Raw genomic sequence first — 15864 nt, 5'->3', positions numbered from 1 at the left:
ATATCTCATAAAGTATTGTTTTAATATATGTTGTGTTCTACCATCTACAATATCTATAAAGTCATGTGTTTTAGCATCTAAGAATACGAAACTCATTCCATTTTTACTATCTTTAGTTGATTTTATCTCATCAAAACATAGGTGCTCTGGTAAACTTGAATGAGTCTTAACTTCTACTGCTTCTCTACATGATTTCATTACTCTTACTACTGTAGATACTGATACATTACTTAATTCAGCTATATCTTTAAAAGATAATGTTTTAGATAGATTCTTCATTATATGGAATATAAGATTTTTAGATATACTGCAGTGCTTTTGTACAAATGATGTTTCAGCACAAAACTTAGAATTACATTCTCTACATTTAAAGCGTTGTTTCTTTAATCTAAGGTATGTAGGGCATTCTGACATCTTTAATAGAGTTACTTTTAATGGATCTGTGAATCCATTTTTAACTATATTATTTCCTTCTTTCTTACAACCACAGTTCGGACAACACTTTGGATTGTATGATAAAGTCCCATGAAATATGAATGTATCTTGACCATCCACATTAATTAAATCAAGTTTATCCTCCATAGTTATATTTTGGTCTTTTATTAATAGTAAATTTGTGATAAAATTAGACATGACAAATATCCTTTCTTAGTTAATTATTTTTGTACACCTTAATTATATTGGATATTTGTCTTTTTGTATATAAAAATTGAAATCCGGGGATGGAATTTTTCCATGCCCCGGATTTAGTATACAACCCTTTTAGTATATATTGGGATTAGTAATGAGAATATCAAGGAAAGTAAAATTGAGGAAATAAAAAACATATTCTAAAACAATATAAAAAAGTTTAGAGTCTGTTTTATGTTTATTTAGGTTTCTTCGATATTAATGCTGAAAAGTCTAAATCATCATATTTACTTTTATTTAGTCCTGTTAAAGAATCGAAATCTGTATCTGGAAATAGTGGATCAAAATCATCGAGTTTAATATTAGAGGTGTTGGTGTTTGAGGGGTTCTCAAAAGTAGATTTGTTTGAATTAATTGTTTCAAAATAGGTAGTATTATCCGTGACATTAAAAATTTTATTAACTTCTATCTGTTCACTATAACTTGGAATTGTATGATCATCATCATAATTATACTCTATTGAAACTTCTCCAAAATTCTCGTTAGTTGTTTCTTGAGGATTATAAAATAACACACCGTATTCTTCTAAGAGTTCCTCTTTTGAATAATTCTTTAGTGGATTTTCTATAGGTGATATTGTACTTTCATATATTTTTTTGACAAGATTTTCATCTGTTTGAATTTTATTGTCTTCAATCTTCCAAGTTGAAATAAGTCTATGTATTATATCTAATTGTTCATCTGAAAGTAAGTGAAGTTTTGATTTAATTTCATTTAGTTTATCCATAACTTTATACTGCTTCTTTATTTTCTTTTAAATATTCTATATAGTCATTTCCCCAAATTTCTAATTCATTAAGCACTGATTGGAATTTTTTTCCAATATCCGTTAAGCTGTACTCAACTTTCGGTGGTATTTGAGCATAAACCTTACGATTTATTAATCCATCTTGTTCTAATTGTTTTAATTGTTTTGTTAATGTGGCTTGGGTAATTGTCCCTAGCGATCTTTGTAACTCATTAAATCTAACACTTTTATCTTCAAGTAGATGAAGAATTAATATTGTCCATTTTCCAGATAATATTTTTTGAGTTGTGAAAAAGGGACATTTCCCAAAAGGTTCTTGTTGTTCCATAAAAAATCTCCTTTAAATTTCGTTGGTATTATACAATTCTATCTTAAAAGATACTTAATATTGTAAAAAAACGTACTTGATAAAATTTTGGTAAATATTATAATTATATATATAACAATTATAAAACAAATAATAAAGTTTGGCAATAGCTAAAAAATGGAGGACATAATAATGACAGAAGCAAAAAATTTATATCAAAACAGAAGAAGTGTTTATGCATTAGGTAAAAATTTACCAATTTCAGAACAAGAAGCATTAGAAATTATTGATAATGCAGTTAAATACTCACCAAGTGCTTTTAACTCACAAACTGCACATGCAGTAGTTTTACTAGGTGAAAATCACCAAAAATTATGGGATATTACTTTTGGAGAATTAGAAAAATTCCTACCAAATGAAGAAGCTAAAGCAGCTACAAAAGGTAAAATCGATAGTTTTGCTGCAGCATATGGAACAATTTTATTCTTCGAAGATCACGATGTAGTAAAAGGTCTTCAAGAACAATTCCCAGCATATGCTGAAAACTTCCCAATTTGGTCAGAACAATCAACTGGAATTGCATCATTTGTGGTTTGGAATGCATTAGCAGAGGCTGGAGTTGGAGCTAACATTCAACACTATAATCCAGTAATTGATGAAAAAGTTGCTGCTGAATGGAATATTCCAGCTAACTTAGTACTACGTGCTCAAATGCCATTTGGTGAAAAACTACAAGAAGCTGCACCAATTGAAAGAACTTCAAGAGTAAGAGTAGTAAAATAAGATTTGATTTAACGACGGATTAAATGAGTAGTAATAACGCTGAGATAGTAATATTTTGGCGTTATTTTATGATTTTATTAGGTCTAATTACTAAGCAAATGATTAAGTCAATGAAAGATTATTAATTTCTATTTCATGAGTATGACTATTACTATTAATTATACCTTTGGTTATTGGAATATACTGGTAAATATGGTATTATAGTAGTTGGTAAATAAATTTAAAATTCAGAAGGTTTAACAATGTTAAAAATAGTTATAAATAATTTAGAAGATACTAAACGATTAGCAAAAATAGTTAGTGAAGGTATAGAAGATAGATTAGTACTTTTGTTAAATGGTGATTTAGCCGCAGGTAAAACAACATTTACGAAATATTTAGCAGAATATTTAGGAGTAAAAAGTGTAGTCAATTCACCAACTTTTAATATAATGAAAGAATATAAATATCCTAATGGAAAATTATATCATATTGATGCTTATCGTTTAGAAGATAGCGATGAAGATTTAGGATTTGAAGATATTTTCTTTGAAGATAATGTTAGTGTTATTGAGTGGGGAGAGTTTATTGAAGACTTTTTACCGAAAGAAAGATTAATTTTCAATATTCGATTAGTAGAGGACCATAGAGAAGTTGAAATTATTTCTAATGGTGAATATGAGAAAATAGAAGAAAGGATACGCGAAAATTGGTAAGTTTAATTGTAGAAGCTTCGAACGGAGTATGTTCAATTGCATGTTTTGAAGAAAAAAATATTCTAGCCGAAAAAAACTTTGTATGTAGGAATAACTTGTCCGCGGTTATTTTAGAAGAAATAGAAAATTGTTTAAAAGAAGCAGATAAGAAAAAAACGGATTTAACTGAAATTATATCAAGTGAAGGACCAGGATCATATACAGCAATTCGTGTAGTCGCAGCTGTCTGTAAAACTTTAGCATACACACTGAAGATTAATTTGAAGAAAGTATCCTCTTTAAAGTTACAAGCTTTGTTAGAATTTGATAGTAACAAATTATTAGTTCCATTTATCGATGCACGTCGAGGAAATGTTTTTGGTGCAGTTTATAAAAATGAAGAAGGAAAATTAGTAGAGGTACTGGAAGAAGGATACTACTCTCTTGAAGAAATTAATAACTTTTTATCATCTCAAAGTGATGAATTTGTCTATATTAGTAAAGATATAGACAAGTTAAATGATTTTCTTTTAGAAGGTTCAAAAAATAATGATATGGTTCGTGCAGCTAATGTTTTAAAAATTTATGATTCATTAGAAGAAGTGGATTGTTATAATATGAAACCACAATACTTAAGAAAAACTGAAGCAGAAAGGGAACTTGAAAATGATAAAAATAAATAAAGTTGATGTAAATGATTTAGATGTATTATCAAGAATAGATGTAGATAATTTTGAAGATGCATGGACAAAAGAAATGTTCAAGTCTGAGTTGGAACATGAGAACTCAGAGTATTACGGATTATTTAATGACGGTGAAATCATTGGATTCTGCGGTGGTTGGCTTGTTGCTGATGAATATCAAGTTAATAAAATTGTTATTGATAAACCTCATCAAAATAAGAAATTAGGGCAAATTTTCTTCACTTATGTAATGCAACTTTTAAAACTAAAAGGTGTAAAAAAAGCTATCGTTGAAGTTCGTGTAAGTAACATGCCTGCGATAACTGTTTATGAAAAATCTGGATTCACAACAGTTGATATGAGAAAAAATTATTACAAAAACAATGGAGAAAATGCTTTTGTAATGGTAAGGGATTTTAGTAATGAAAGAATATAAAAATTTAGAAAATGTAACTATTTTAGCTATAGAAACAAGTTGTGATGAAACTAGTGTAGCTGTAGTTAAAAATGGAAAAGAAGTACTATCGAATATAGTAAGTAGTCAGATTGAAACACACAAGCAATTTGGAGGGGTAGTACCTGAAATTGCGAGTAGACAACATATAGAAGTAGTAATGCAAATTGTTGAAGAAGCTCTAGAAGAAGCAAAAACAACATTAAATGAAATAGATGCAATTTGTGTGACACAAGGACCGGGATTAATCGGTTCATTACTAGTTGGTGTTAATGTGGCGAAAACATTAAGTTATGCTTTAGATAAACCTTTAATAGGAGCACATCATATTGCAGGACATATTTATGCTAGTAATATTGATAATGATATAGTATACCCATCACTAGCACTTGTAGTTAGTGGAGGACACACTGAACTTGTATATTTAAAAGATGAACTTGATTTTGAAATAATCGGTTCTACTCATGATGATGCTGTAGGTGAAGCCTATGACAAAGTTGCTAGACAGTTAAATCTTGAGTATCCTGGTGGACCTAAAGTAGACAAACTAGCTAAGTTAGGTGAAGATAAGTACAAATTCCCTCGTGCGATGATTGATAGTGATGATTATAACTTTAGTTTTTCAGGTATGAAGTCAGCAGTGATTAACTTTGTACATAATGCAAAACAACGAGGAGAAGAAATTGTACCTGAAGATTTAGCATGCAGCTTCCAAACAGCGGTAGTAGAAGTTTTAATCGCAAAAACTAAGAAAGCTATTGTGAATTTAGGTGTTAAGCAGTTGATTTTGGCAGGTGGAGTTGCGGGTAATAGTGAGCTTCGTAAGCAAATATTAGAATTAGAACAACAATTAGGAGTAGAAGTTCTAATTCCAAAAATGAGTTATTGTAGTGATAACGCCGCAATGATGGGAGCTGTAGGATACTATTATTATAAAAATAATATATTTGCTAATCCATTAACGCTAAATGCTAAGTCAACATTAGATTTAGAAGAAGTTAGAGGATAGGGATTAGAAGGGGGCTAACTCGACAAAATTAATTTTCAAAATCATGATTTCTGAGTTACTCCCTTTTTATAAATCGTTTGATGTAATTATGAAAAAACAACTTGATGAATTATTAGATACTAATTTACAACAAATAAATCATATTTCTGAAAATAAGCATTTCATAGGATTTTCTAAAAAATTAGGAGAAAGAGTATTCGTTAAAATTTTTAAAGATCCATTAAAATATGAACTAGAATATAAAGTATTAAGGGATAAAATTAATCTAATATTAGATTTACCTGAGTATTCTGCACTTGTATTGAAATATGAAGACTATACTCCTCTAAATAAAGAAAATGTAAATGCTGAAGATATAATAAAAATAGCAGAGTTAATATCTGATTTTCATAGAGAAAGTTGGCTTGAAATAGAAAACGAAAAAGAAATTTCATTGGAAAAAGTTCTAGAAAAAAATGTATATAGATTAGCTGATAGAAAAGAATATACTGAAATAAGTGAGCTTCATTCTAAGTTTCTAAAAAATATTAGTAAATTAGATGAAGAGTATGAAAAAACACTAGTTTTAATTCATGGAGATTTTGGTTTTAGAAACATTATGAGAAAAGCTGATGATGTAGTATTAATAGATTTTGAAAGAGTAAAATATGCTAGTTATTATTTAGATTTTATTAAGTATTTTTATCAAGATTTAGATAATGATAAATTTAAAAAAGAGCTATTTTTAAAACATTATTATGAACATTCGAGTGAGGAAGTTCTTTCTGAGGAACTAGAGTACTGCATGATTTTTATCTCGGCATTAGGAATATTAAACTATACCAAACGTGTTGAAGATAAAGAGTTTGAGGAGTTAGGGTTAAAGATGTTAGAAGATGTTGGAAATTATTATATTTAAATAACTATTAAGAAATAGGAGAGTTGAAGAGTGAATAATATTAGTGAAAAAAAACTAGAAGAAAGTCGTAGCCAAGCTTTATTTTTAGTAAATAAGTTGAAAGAAAATGTTAATGATTTAAAAAGTGTGAGAGAACTGTCAAAAATAGTTTCTAAGGATTCAGAAATGAATGATGATTTTTGGACAGAAATATGTACTATTGATTTTACAAAAATTAAATTTTTCCCTGTAAGGTCGCTGTTAGCAGGTATATTGAAAAATAAACAAGATAATTCAAATATTTCAAATATATATAATTATTTGGTAGTAGAAAATACAGAATATCTTAATAAATACGAACAGAGTGCTTCTAAAAATACACCAGCATGGTTAGTGATATATTTTGCAGGTTTCTTGGGAGCCGGATTCTTTGTAATTGTTAATTTTATAATGTTAGTATTAGCACGTGGAAATTTTGAAGATGTTCTTTTTAATTTACTAGCAGGAACATTTTTAAATGCGCTTATTCTTGAAATAATTGATAGACAGTACATATGGGAATGGGAAGTACCATATTTTGAAAATAGTAAATTCCTAGCGTATGTTTGGACGTATATTCCGATAATAATAATGTACGTATATATGAATATTTCTACATTTATTAAACAGGGATTTGACTATAGTATTAGTAATGAAATTAAACTTACTATAGGTAGTTATATTTTAATTTTAATTATTGTTAATGGTTTATTCAAATTAAAAAATTCTGTGGAATTTATGTATAAAGTATATACAATAATTTTTAAAATAATAGCTTTCATGAGTTTTATTTGCATCATTCCAGATTACTTTTTCGAGAAACTACCAATTGATTGGATGTATATCCTGGTAACTGTTATGATTGTAAGCAGTGTTAGAGTGTTAAAGAAAGTTAGTGCTGGAAGATCTGTAAAACTTCTATTTTATCCAATGACGTTTTGTTATTTAGTATATACTCAACCACGAGTGATTAATACTCTTATCTTAGAGGAACAAAGTATATTGTTATATGTTTCAGGAGTATTAGCAATATTAATAATAGTCATAAGTAAACTAAGAGAAAAAACTAAATAAAATTAATATAAATCCCTTTCTATAACGATAAGAAAGGGATTAATAATTTTTATACCTAATAAATTTATATAGTAGAAAGTGGTTTTGATTTTATTTGACTATTATTTGTGTTAAAATATAATATGATTAATATTAGGAGGCGATGATATGGCGAATATTTATTTAGATTACGCAGCAACATCAAGAAAACATTTTGATATCATAGAAAAAAATATGAATATACTAAAAGAAGTCTATGCTAATCCAAGTAGTGGCCATACCCTAGGAAAGAAAAATAATAGGCTAGTTCGAGAAGGACGCGAGAAAATAGCTAAAACTTTAAATGCTAATAGTAATGAAATAATTTTTAATTCAGGTGGTACTGAAAGTAATAATACAGTTTTTAATCATGTATTAAAAAGATTTGAAACAGGAGAAATAATAATTTCATCTATAGAACATCCATCTGTTAGAGCTAGTGCTAAGAGACTTGAAAGATTTGGATTTAAGGTTCATGAATTATCAGTAGATGAAAGTGGAGTTATATCTCTTGATGAATTGAAAGAAAAAATTAATTCTAAGACGGTGTTGATTTCAATAATGCTAGCTAATAATGAGACTGGAGTATTAAATCCTATAAAAGAGGTTTCAGAACTTATTGCGGATAAAAATATACTATTGCATAGTGATATTGTTCAAGCTTTAGGTAAAGTTGAAATTGATGTGAAAGAATTAGGTTTGGATTTTGCTTCAGCTTCAGCACATAAAATTGGTTCACTTAATAATTTTGGATTTTTATATGCTAAAGATGGAGATGCTGAGCCATTATTATTAGGTGGAGGTCAGGAAAACGGTCTTCGTTCTGGAACGACTGACTTACTAGGGATACTAGTTCTTAATGACTGTTTATCAGAGACATTAGATTCAATTCCAGCTCTTAGGGAAATGAAACATTACTTTATTTCTGAACTTGAGAAAAATGGAGTTGAATTTGAAGTAAATGGTTCTATAGAAAATTCATTGCCGAATATATTAAATATTTATTTTAAAAATGTAGAAGCACAGCGACTGATTACATATCTAGATGCTCGTGATATTTATATTTCTGGTGGGTCTGCTTGTAGTTCGGGAAATATTAAAGGAAGTCGTATAATAACAGAAATGTATAATATTGAACGTGCAGCACACTCTGTAAGAATTAGCGTTGGTTTCGATACAAGCAAAGAATTAATTGATGAAGTTGTAGAGAAGATTGTAACTTTAGAGAAAAGAATTAAAGAAAGGAACTAAGAATGAATAACAACAAAAAAGTAGTAGTTGGAATGAGTGGTGGAGTTGATTCATCTGTAACAGCATATTTATTAAAACAACAAGGTTATGATGTTATAGGTGTTTTCATGAAAAACTGGGAAGAAAAAGATGACAGAGGAGTTTGCCTAGCAGAAAAAGATTATGAAGATGTAATTAAAGTATGCGAACAATTAGATATTCCTTATTATTCTATAAACTTTGAAAAAGAATACTGGGATAAAGTATTTACTTACTTTTTAGATGAATACAAAAAAGGTCGTACACCTAATCCAGATATTATGTGTAATAAAGAAATTAAATTTAAAGTTTTCTTAGAATATGCTGAAGATTTAGGTGCGGATTATGTAGCAACAGGCCACTACGCACGAGTTAAAGATGTTGATGGAGAACGTTTAATGTTACGTGGTGTTGATAATAATAAAGATCAAACTTACTTCTTATCTCAATTAAAACAACATCAAATCAAAAACATCTTATTCCCAGTGGGAGAACTAGAGAAAAAAGATGTTCGTAAGATTGCAGAAGAAGCGGGTCTTGCGACAGCGAAGAAAAAAGACTCAACTGGTATTTGTTTCATCGGTGAGAAAAACTTTAGAGAATTCTTATCTCAATACTTACCAGCTCAAGGTGGTAAGATGGTTGATTTAGATGGTAATATTCGTGGAGAACACATTGGTTTAATGCATTATACAATCGGTCAACGTCACGGACTAGGTATTGGTGGAACTAAAGATACAGAAGGTGAAGCATGGTTTGCATGTGGTAAGGACCTTGAAAATAATATACTGTACGTTTGCCAAGGATTCCACAATGAAAAACTTTATTCAGATAGTTTACTAGCTAGTTCACTATCATTTACAACGAAAAATCTACAACCTAATAAATTCACATGTACTGCAAAATTCAGATATCGTCAACCAGATACTGAGGTAGAAGTAGAAGTATTAGAAGATAACAAAGTAAAAGTTGTCTATAAAGAACCAGTACGTGCTGTTACTCCAGGACAAGCGGTTGTTTTCTATGATGGAGATGTTTGTCTAGGTGGGGCAATTATCGACGAAGTATATAAAGATGGAAAAAAACTTCAACTGTAATATAAAATAAAATCCTAAAGGTTAGAGGAAAACTCTAATTTTTAGGATTTTTAGTTCTTTTATTCTTAGTAATGAGGCTATAGTATATATTGAGCTAGTAATGTATCAAATCTACGAATATCTATATCTTTTTTTAGATTAATTTTTATTTTATCAACCTTAGTCCAAAGTTCTACTTCAGCATTCAAGTCAAAGATTTTACCCGCATTTTCAGTTGACCACATTAGTATTGAAGAGTACGGTAGTGAATAGATTTCTACTTTTTTCCCTGTAATTCCTTGTGCATCTTTTACTATAAGCCTTTTGTCAGTAAACACAGCAACATCTCTTATTGTTGCGAAAGCTGCGACAGGTTGTTCTCCATTTATTAATAAGTTCACTATATCTTGAGGGATAGGAACTTCTCTGAAAAATGTCCAGTTTAATAAATTCATTTCGTTAGCCATAATGTTTCTCCTTGTTTAAAAAAATTAATTATTTGATTGAATTTTGTGATTTTTTATCAGTATAACATAAAATACATGAATTATAAATAATGTATTATATTAGGTTTTCAGTACTAATATAATAAATTTAGTGATATAATATTAGTAGTAGGGGGGAGAAATATGAATATTAAGAAGGAAGATGTCGTATTATTTTTTAGACAAAATGTTAAATCTATTGTTTTGGCGTTTCTTTGTAGTCTTGTTGTAATAATTGGTGGTTTGTTTTATTTTAATCAAAGTAAGACAGAAGATTATAGTGATGTTAGTTTTTCTAATACCAGTAGTGAGTCGATAAATAAGGATGAAAAAACTGAAGAAAAACACGATGAAAAGATTTTTGTTGATGTCAAAGGTTCGGTAAAACATCCTGGTGTTTTCGAGACTACAAAAGATAAAAGGGTGAAAGATTTAATAGAAGAAGCTGGTGGACTTTTGGATGATGCTGATACTTCTACTTTGAACTTGAGTCAAAAGGTAAAAGATCAGATGGTTATTTATGTCCTTAAACATGGTGAAAAACCGAAACAAATGACTGATGGTGACAGCACTGGTTCATCTAGTGGGGATGTGATTAATATAAATACAGCAAGTAAAGAACAACTTATGAAAATTTCAGGAGTTGGAAAAACAAAAGCTGAGGCAATAATTGCACATAGAGAAAAAAATGGGGATTTTAAAAAGAAAGAAGATATTACAAAAGTACGAGGTATAGGAAAATCTACTTTTGAGAAAATTAAAGATAAAATAGAGGTATAGTTATGCAGAGAATTAGTTGGGATGAGTACTTTATGGCTCAAAGTCACCTACTTTCACTTAGATCGACTTGCAGCAGATTATCTGTTGGAGCGACGATAGTTAAAGACAAACGAATAGTTTCAGGTGGTTATAATGGCTCAATTAAAGGTGATGAACATTGTATAGATGTTGGTTGTAAAGTAGTAGAAGGGCATTGTGTAAGAACAATTCACGCTGAGATAAATGCAATATTACAATGTTCTAAGTTTGGTGTTGGAACTGAAGGTGCAACAATTTATGTTACACATTTCCCTTGTTTGAATTGTACAAAATCTATAATTCAAGCAGGGATAAAAGAAATTTGCTATGCAAATGATTATAGAAATAATGAATATGCTCGAGAGTTATTAGAAAAATCAGGTGTTGTCGTAAGAAAAGTAGATTACGATGTAAATAATGTAGTAGAAAGGTTACTAAATAAAAAGTAATGATTTACTTACAACTTTCTTTACTAGCGTTAGGGGCGATATTGTTAAACTTTAATGTAATAATATCTATGCTATGTATTGTTATTTTTCTACTGATAACTTGGAAAAATAAAAATCTTAATGCTAGGAAAACTATTATTTGTGTAATAGTCTTCTTAGTATTTTTTATTCGGGGAGCATATGAACAAAAGAATAACATTACTCATTTAGGTAATGTTGAAAATAGAAATTTAGAACTAGTAGTTTATGATAGATTTGATGTTAATGGAGCCTATGTATCTTCTATTGGTTATCTTTCGGATGAGAAGGTATTAGTAAGTTATATTGTAAAAAGTGAAGATGAAAAGAAATTTTTCAAAGAAAAATTTTGGGGTGGAAAACTATTAGTAAATGCTAATATAGAAGATATTTCAGAAAAGACTAATTTTTATTCATTTGATTATAAAAAATATAATGAGAATAGAGGGATCTTTAAAAGGTTAACTATTAATGAAGTTCATGAGGTTAAAAATATAGATTCCATATACTATAAATTCTTAACTTTTAGGAATAAATTGAGTTTGAAAATTAATAAAGAACTAACCTTTGATAAAAGTGGTTATTTTCAGGCTTTAATTTTCGGAGATAAAGGATATTTATTAAAAGATGACATAAATTCTTTTAAAAATTTAGGAACAAGTCATTTATTAGCAATCTCAGGATTACATATAGGTGTACTCATTTCTCTAATTTATTTTATTTTGTTGAAATTTAGGATAAGTGTTGATTATATAGAGAAAATTATCTTAATTATAATTCCATTGTATATGTTGCTTAGCGGAGCTAGTGCATCAGTTCTCAGGGCAGGTTTTATGATTGTATTTTATATCCTGTTAAGAAGGAAAAATATAGATAAACTAGGAAGTTTACTTTTTACTTTTTTAATTTTATTAATGTATAATCCATTTTATGCTTTTAATATAGGTTTTCAATTATCATTTTTAATTACATTCTGTCTATTGATGTCTGGAACTTATATAAAAAATTCTAGAAATAAAATTTATGATGCGCTTAGAATTAGTATAATTTCTACCCTAGGTAGTCTTCCTATTTTATTGTATAATTTTTATACTATAACTTATATTTCTGTATTTAGTAATATTATCTTAGTACCAATTTTTAGTATTGTGATTTTTCCATTAGTAATTTTTAGCTATCTTGTATTCCTAATAAATGCCCAGGTGTTTAATATTATTTGTAGACCAATATTAAATATTACTTTCAACATATTCGATAAAATTCAGGATCTGTTTTTAATTGTTCAACCTATTCGCATAGGTAGATTAAACATATTTTTTATAATTGCTATATTTATTGTTGTTTTAACTATATTGATAAACTTGAATAAATTTAAATATATGAATGCTATTTATGGAGTTCTGGGGATAATTCTAATTTGTTTAGGAGCTACATATATGCCTAAAGAATATATCGAAGATATAAATATAGGAAAACAGAGTGTTTTATATATTAGAGAAAATAAGAATAATCTATTGATAAATACATCCAATAATATTCAAAATTTTTATACAGATTACAGAAAAAAAGACAAGGATTATGATATAATAAATCAGTACGATTTGCTTTTGGATTATGAAGGAAAAAATAAATTTGAGTATTTGCTTTTGACTTCTGAGAAAAAGAATAAAAGTGGTTACTCTATAGATCTTCTAGCAAGAGATGTAGTAGGAAAAGTTATTGTAATAGATAGTTTAGAAAATAAATTATCAGAAGTAAAAAATATGGCACAGTATAAAAAAATAGATTATATTGTCCTTAAAGAGAATACAGAGATGAAATTTGGAAAGAGTTCTATTTATTATTATAATAAAAAAGTAAAAATAACAAATAAGAATTCTGAATTTGAAGTTGAGGTAGATAATTAATGAAAAATGTCTATGTAATATATGGTGAAAATTTTGAAGCCATTAATGATTATGAAAAAAATATAGCAAAAAAGTATTTGAAAGAACTTGATGAGTTTAACTATATAAAAATAAATATGCATGAAAATACATTGGAGTCTTTAGTGTATGAATGTAGAAGTAGTGGTTTATTTGGGAATGAAAAAGTAGTAGTTGCAGAAAACTGTAATTTTCTACTTGCTAAACCTAAGAAGATTAAAGTAGAACACAATGTGGATATATTAATAAGTTATTTGGATAATATTAGTGAAGAAGTCGTATTGATTTTAAAGATTTCTGAAAAGATTGATAGTAGAAAAAAACTTATAAAGAAAATTAAAGAAGTGGGAGAAGTTAAGGAGTTTTCTAATTTTAATGAAAAGGAAATATCTAGCTATATAGTGAAAACTGTTGCTGATGCTAATTTGAAAATTTCAATAGATGATGCAGAATTTCTTGTGAATTATACACGATTAGATTTTGCTAATATAAAAAAAGAATTAGAAAAACTACTTCTTTATTGTGACGAGAAGAAGGTAATTACTAAAGAAGATATCGAATTACTAGCGACAAGAAGTTTAGAATACGATGTGTTCAGTTTAACTAACGAGTTATTTGGGAAAAATTATTCGAAATTAAGGGTAGTCTACAATTCTTTAGTGTTAAAAAAAGAAGAACCTATTTTCTTGTTATCGCTTATTAGCGGACAGTTAAGAATGTATTATAAAGTAAAGGTTCTGCTAAATGAACACTATTCACAAAAAGATATAGCTAGAGAATTAGGAGTTCATCCATATAGAGTACAACTAGCGGCACAAGGGATTAGAAATTATAGTGTGGACAAAATTATGAAGACACTAATTTTAGCTGCTGATTATGATAAGTTATTGAAATCTTCATATATGGATAAATATTTGATATTAGATCTTTTTATTAATAAACTAATTGAGGAGCTAAAATAAAATACTGTGTTTATGTGATTTTGCTCATTATTATAAAAGAAGAAAAATTATTAAGTATAAGAATTAGTGGATGAAGAGTGTTTAATATGACCAGGTGTTTCTATTTGCTATAAATAGTGTGTTTTATCTAGCTGGTGAATTTATCAATAATGTTAATACTGGTTTTCCCTTTATTCAAGGATGATTGTATGTGCTAATAATTTTCTGGAAAAATGTTGCTGGTGTTATGCTTTTTAAAAAGAAATATTAATAAAAAAATGATTGTTTGAAGAAGATTCAAACAATCATTTTTTCGTTAATTCAATGAATTTTAGTGCATTCTCTTGAAATAGTTCTTAAAAAACAAAAAATTCAGACAAATCTGTTTATTATATGTAAATATAATGTTATAATAGTTACGTTGAAAAGAAATTAATAAAATGAGGTATTGTTTAATGAAGAAAATTGAAACTAAATTAGCTCAATTAGGAAATAGAAAAGACAAAGTAACTGGTGCGATTGTAACACCGATTTATTTATCTACAGCATATGCTCATCCTGGACTAGGGGAGAGTACAGGTTATGATTACACAAGAACAAAAAATCCTACTCGTACAATTTTAGAAGAAGGATTATGTGAACTTGAAGAAGGATGTCGTGCGATAGCAACGAGTTCAGGTATGAGTGCAATTCAATTAGTTTTTGAATTATTTGAATTAAATAGTGAATTTCTTGTTTCTAGAGATTTATACGGTGGAAGTTTTAGATATTTTGATGAACTTGAACGTAAAGGTGCACAGAAGTTTATCTATTTTACAGATGAAGAGGGTCTTAAAGATAAAATTACAGATAACACTAAGGCTGTGTTTATAGAAACACCAACTAATCCATTAATGCAAGAAGTTGATATTGAAAAAGTTGCGAAAATCGCTAAAGAAAAAAATGCGTTATTAATAGTAGATAATACTTTATTAACACCATTAAGACAGAAACCATTAACTATTGGTGCTGATATTGTTATCCATTCGGCTACAAAATATTTAACAGGACACAACGATATTTTAGCTGGAGCTGTAATTACAAATAATGAAGAAATTGGAGAAAGATTAGCATGGATTTCTAATACAACAGGAGCTGTATTATCAGCGTTTGATAGTTGGTTATTCATTAGAAGTTTAAAAACTTTACCATTAAGATTTAATCAACAAGAAAAAAACGCAATGAAATTAGCAGAAGAGTTGGAAAAAAATCCAAATGTTAAAGAAGTTCTATATCCGAAAAGGGGAGCTATGTTAAGTTTTAAACTTCACGATGCTTCTAAGATTGATAAGTTTTTACGTTCGTTAAAAGTTGCAATATTTGCAGAAAGTTTAGGAGGAGTAGAAACATTAGTTACTTACCCTACAACTCAAACGCACTTTGACATTCCAGAAGAGTTACGTCTTTCTTATGGTCTTACACCAGATTTATTAAGAATTTCTGTGGGGATTGAAGATATTGAAGATTTATTAGAAGATTTTACACAAGCTTTAGAGGTATAGAGGACA

18 protein-coding genes are annotated in these 15864 nt (G+C 28.4%); 14 read left to right on the top strand and 4 right to left on the bottom strand.

Annotated elements, in window-relative coordinates; genetic code table 11:
* From RWQ74_RS01605 to RWQ74_RS01595, 3 genes are all read right to left on the bottom strand, one after another.
* Positions 1-633 (bottom strand): helix-turn-helix domain-containing protein (locus RWQ74_RS01605; protein ID WP_314396165.1); only part of this gene is annotated, 633 nt, incomplete at its 3' end.
* A gap of 235 nt (positions 634-868) precedes the next feature.
* Entirely contained in the window at positions 869-1417 is a 549-nt protein-coding gene (locus RWQ74_RS01600; protein ID WP_314396164.1) for a hypothetical protein, read from the bottom strand.
* 4 nt (positions 1418-1421) lie between these two features.
* Entirely contained in the window at positions 1422-1766 is a 345-nt protein-coding gene (locus RWQ74_RS01595; protein WP_294681213.1) for a helix-turn-helix domain-containing protein, read from the bottom strand.
* 171 nt (positions 1767-1937) lie between these two features.
* On the opposite strand from RWQ74_RS01595, the gene RWQ74_RS01590 reads away from it, so the two are divergent.
* From RWQ74_RS01590 to mnmA, 9 genes are all read left to right on the top strand, one after another.
* On the top strand, positions 1938-2528 hold the full coding sequence (locus RWQ74_RS01590) for a nitroreductase family protein (RefSeq protein WP_314396162.1): 591 nt from the start codon (positions 1938-1940) through the stop codon (positions 2526-2528).
* Between the two features lie 242 nt (positions 2529-2770).
* Entirely contained in the window at positions 2771-3223 is a 453-nt protein-coding gene (gene tsaE, locus RWQ74_RS01585) for a tRNA (adenosine(37)-N6)-threonylcarbamoyltransferase complex ATPase subunit type 1 TsaE (protein ID WP_314396161.1), read from the top strand.
* Positions 3217-3885 (top strand): tRNA (adenosine(37)-N6)-threonylcarbamoyltransferase complex dimerization subunit type 1 TsaB, encoded by a 669-nt coding sequence (gene tsaB / locus RWQ74_RS01580; protein WP_314396159.1) that lies wholly within the window; start codon positions 3217-3219, stop codon positions 3883-3885. Before tsaE ends, tsaB begins: the two co-directional genes overlap by 7 nt.
* Positions 3869-4321 carry a ribosomal protein S18-alanine N-acetyltransferase gene (rimI, locus tag RWQ74_RS01575; protein ID WP_048803041.1) on the top strand — a complete coding sequence of 151 codons (453 nt, stop codon included), beginning with the start codon at positions 3869-3871 and terminating at the stop codon, positions 4319-4321. The genes tsaB and rimI overlap by 17 nt, the downstream gene beginning before the upstream one ends.
* A complete protein-coding gene (gene tsaD, locus RWQ74_RS01570; protein ID WP_314396155.1) occupies positions 4308-5348 on the top strand; it encodes a tRNA (adenosine(37)-N6)-threonylcarbamoyltransferase complex transferase subunit TsaD in 1041 nt (346 codons plus the stop codon). Before rimI ends, tsaD begins: the two co-directional genes overlap by 14 nt.
* Positions 5349-5436: 88 nt before the next feature.
* Complete coding sequence (locus RWQ74_RS01565) at positions 5437-6246, top strand: phosphotransferase (RefSeq protein WP_314396153.1); 810 nt, start codon at positions 5437-5439, stop codon at positions 6244-6246.
* Positions 6247-6276: 30 nt separating this feature from the next.
* Positions 6277-7338: a hypothetical protein gene (locus RWQ74_RS01560; RefSeq protein WP_314396151.1), complete on the top strand. Its 1062-nt coding sequence runs from the start codon at positions 6277-6279 to the stop codon at positions 7336-7338.
* 147 nt (positions 7339-7485) lie between these two features.
* Positions 7486-8607, top strand: coding sequence for a cysteine desulfurase family protein (locus RWQ74_RS01555; protein ID WP_314396149.1), 1122 nt, complete (start codon positions 7486-7488; stop codon positions 8605-8607).
* A gap of 2 nt (positions 8608-8609) precedes the next feature.
* Positions 8610-9722, top strand: a complete 1113-nt coding sequence (gene mnmA, locus RWQ74_RS01550; protein WP_314396147.1) for a tRNA 2-thiouridine(34) synthase MnmA — start codon at positions 8610-8612, stop codon at positions 9720-9722.
* 77 nt (positions 9723-9799) lie between these two features.
* Here the strand turns inward: mnmA and RWQ74_RS01545 are convergent, their stop codons facing one another.
* On the bottom strand, positions 9800-10168 hold the full coding sequence (locus RWQ74_RS01545; RefSeq protein WP_314396145.1) for a PH domain-containing protein: 369 nt from the start codon (positions 10166-10168) through the stop codon (positions 9800-9802).
* A gap of 162 nt (positions 10169-10330) precedes the next feature.
* Between RWQ74_RS01545 and RWQ74_RS01540 the strand changes: the two genes are divergently transcribed.
* The 5 genes from RWQ74_RS01540 (at position 10331) to RWQ74_RS01520 (ending at position 15858) form a co-directional block, all read left to right on the top strand.
* Positions 10331-10966, top strand: a complete 636-nt coding sequence (locus RWQ74_RS01540; protein WP_314396143.1) for a helix-hairpin-helix domain-containing protein — start codon at positions 10331-10333, stop codon at positions 10964-10966.
* A gap of 2 nt (positions 10967-10968) precedes the next feature.
* A complete protein-coding gene (locus RWQ74_RS01535; protein WP_314160663.1) occupies positions 10969-11433 on the top strand; it encodes a ComE operon protein 2 in 465 nt (154 codons plus the stop codon).
* A complete protein-coding gene (locus RWQ74_RS01530; RefSeq protein ID WP_314396140.1) occupies positions 11433-13358 on the top strand; it encodes a ComEC/Rec2 family competence protein in 1926 nt (641 codons plus the stop codon). Before RWQ74_RS01535 ends, RWQ74_RS01530 begins: the two co-directional genes overlap by 1 nt.
* Positions 13358-14338, top strand: coding sequence for a DNA polymerase III subunit delta (gene holA / locus RWQ74_RS01525; protein ID WP_314396138.1), 981 nt, complete (start codon positions 13358-13360; stop codon positions 14336-14338). Before RWQ74_RS01530 ends, holA begins: the two co-directional genes overlap by 1 nt.
* A gap of 434 nt (positions 14339-14772) precedes the next feature.
* Positions 14773-15858 carry an aminotransferase class I/II-fold pyridoxal phosphate-dependent enzyme gene (locus RWQ74_RS01520; RefSeq protein WP_314396136.1) on the top strand — a complete coding sequence of 362 codons (1086 nt, stop codon included), beginning with the start codon at positions 14773-14775 and terminating at the stop codon, positions 15856-15858.
* Positions 15859-15864: the final 6 nt, after the last annotated feature.

Source organism: uncultured Gemella sp., from assembly GCF_963525165.1.
Classification (GTDB): domain Bacteria; phylum Bacillota; class Bacilli; order Staphylococcales; family Gemellaceae; genus Gemella.
The sequence above is the reverse complement of the archived record's forward strand: the minus strand, read 5'-3'. Positions and strand labels throughout refer to the sequence as shown.

Excerpts from the sequence above, each read along its gene's own strand:
- RWQ74_RS01600 (WP_314396164.1), bottom strand. The coding sequence starts at position 1,417 with ATGGATAAACTAAATGAAATTAAATCAAAACTTCACTTACTTTCAGAT.
- RWQ74_RS01595 (WP_294681213.1), bottom strand. The coding sequence starts at position 1,766 with ATGGAACAACAAGAACCTTTTGGGAAATGTCCCTTTTTCACAACTCAA.
- RWQ74_RS01590 (WP_314396162.1), top strand. The coding sequence starts at position 1,938 with ATGACAGAAGCAAAAAATTTATATCAAAACAGAAGAAGTGTTTATGCA.
- tsaE (WP_314396161.1), top strand. The coding sequence starts at position 2,771 with ATGTTAAAAATAGTTATAAATAATTTAGAAGATACTAAACGATTAGCA.
- rimI (WP_048803041.1), top strand. The coding sequence starts at position 3,869 with ATGATAAAAATAAATAAAGTTGATGTAAATGATTTAGATGTATTATCA.
- tsaD (WP_314396155.1), top strand. The coding sequence starts at position 4,308 with ATGAAAGAATATAAAAATTTAGAAAATGTAACTATTTTAGCTATAGAA.
- RWQ74_RS01565 (WP_314396153.1), top strand. The coding sequence starts at position 5,437 with ATGAAAAAACAACTTGATGAATTATTAGATACTAATTTACAACAAATA.
- RWQ74_RS01555 (WP_314396149.1), top strand. The coding sequence starts at position 7,486 with ATGGCGAATATTTATTTAGATTACGCAGCAACATCAAGAAAACATTTT.
- mnmA (WP_314396147.1), top strand. The coding sequence starts at position 8,610 with ATGAATAACAACAAAAAAGTAGTAGTTGGAATGAGTGGTGGAGTTGAT.
- RWQ74_RS01545 (WP_314396145.1), bottom strand. The coding sequence starts at position 10,168 with ATGGCTAACGAAATGAATTTATTAAACTGGACATTTTTCAGAGAAGTT.
- RWQ74_RS01540 (WP_314396143.1), top strand. The coding sequence starts at position 10,331 with ATGAATATTAAGAAGGAAGATGTCGTATTATTTTTTAGACAAAATGTT.
- RWQ74_RS01535 (WP_314160663.1), top strand. The coding sequence starts at position 10,969 with ATGCAGAGAATTAGTTGGGATGAGTACTTTATGGCTCAAAGTCACCTA.
- RWQ74_RS01530 (WP_314396140.1), top strand. The coding sequence starts at position 11,433 with ATGATTTACTTACAACTTTCTTTACTAGCGTTAGGGGCGATATTGTTA.
- holA (WP_314396138.1), top strand. The coding sequence starts at position 13,358 with ATGAAAAATGTCTATGTAATATATGGTGAAAATTTTGAAGCCATTAAT.
- RWQ74_RS01520 (WP_314396136.1), top strand. The coding sequence starts at position 14,773 with ATGAAGAAAATTGAAACTAAATTAGCTCAATTAGGAAATAGAAAAGAC.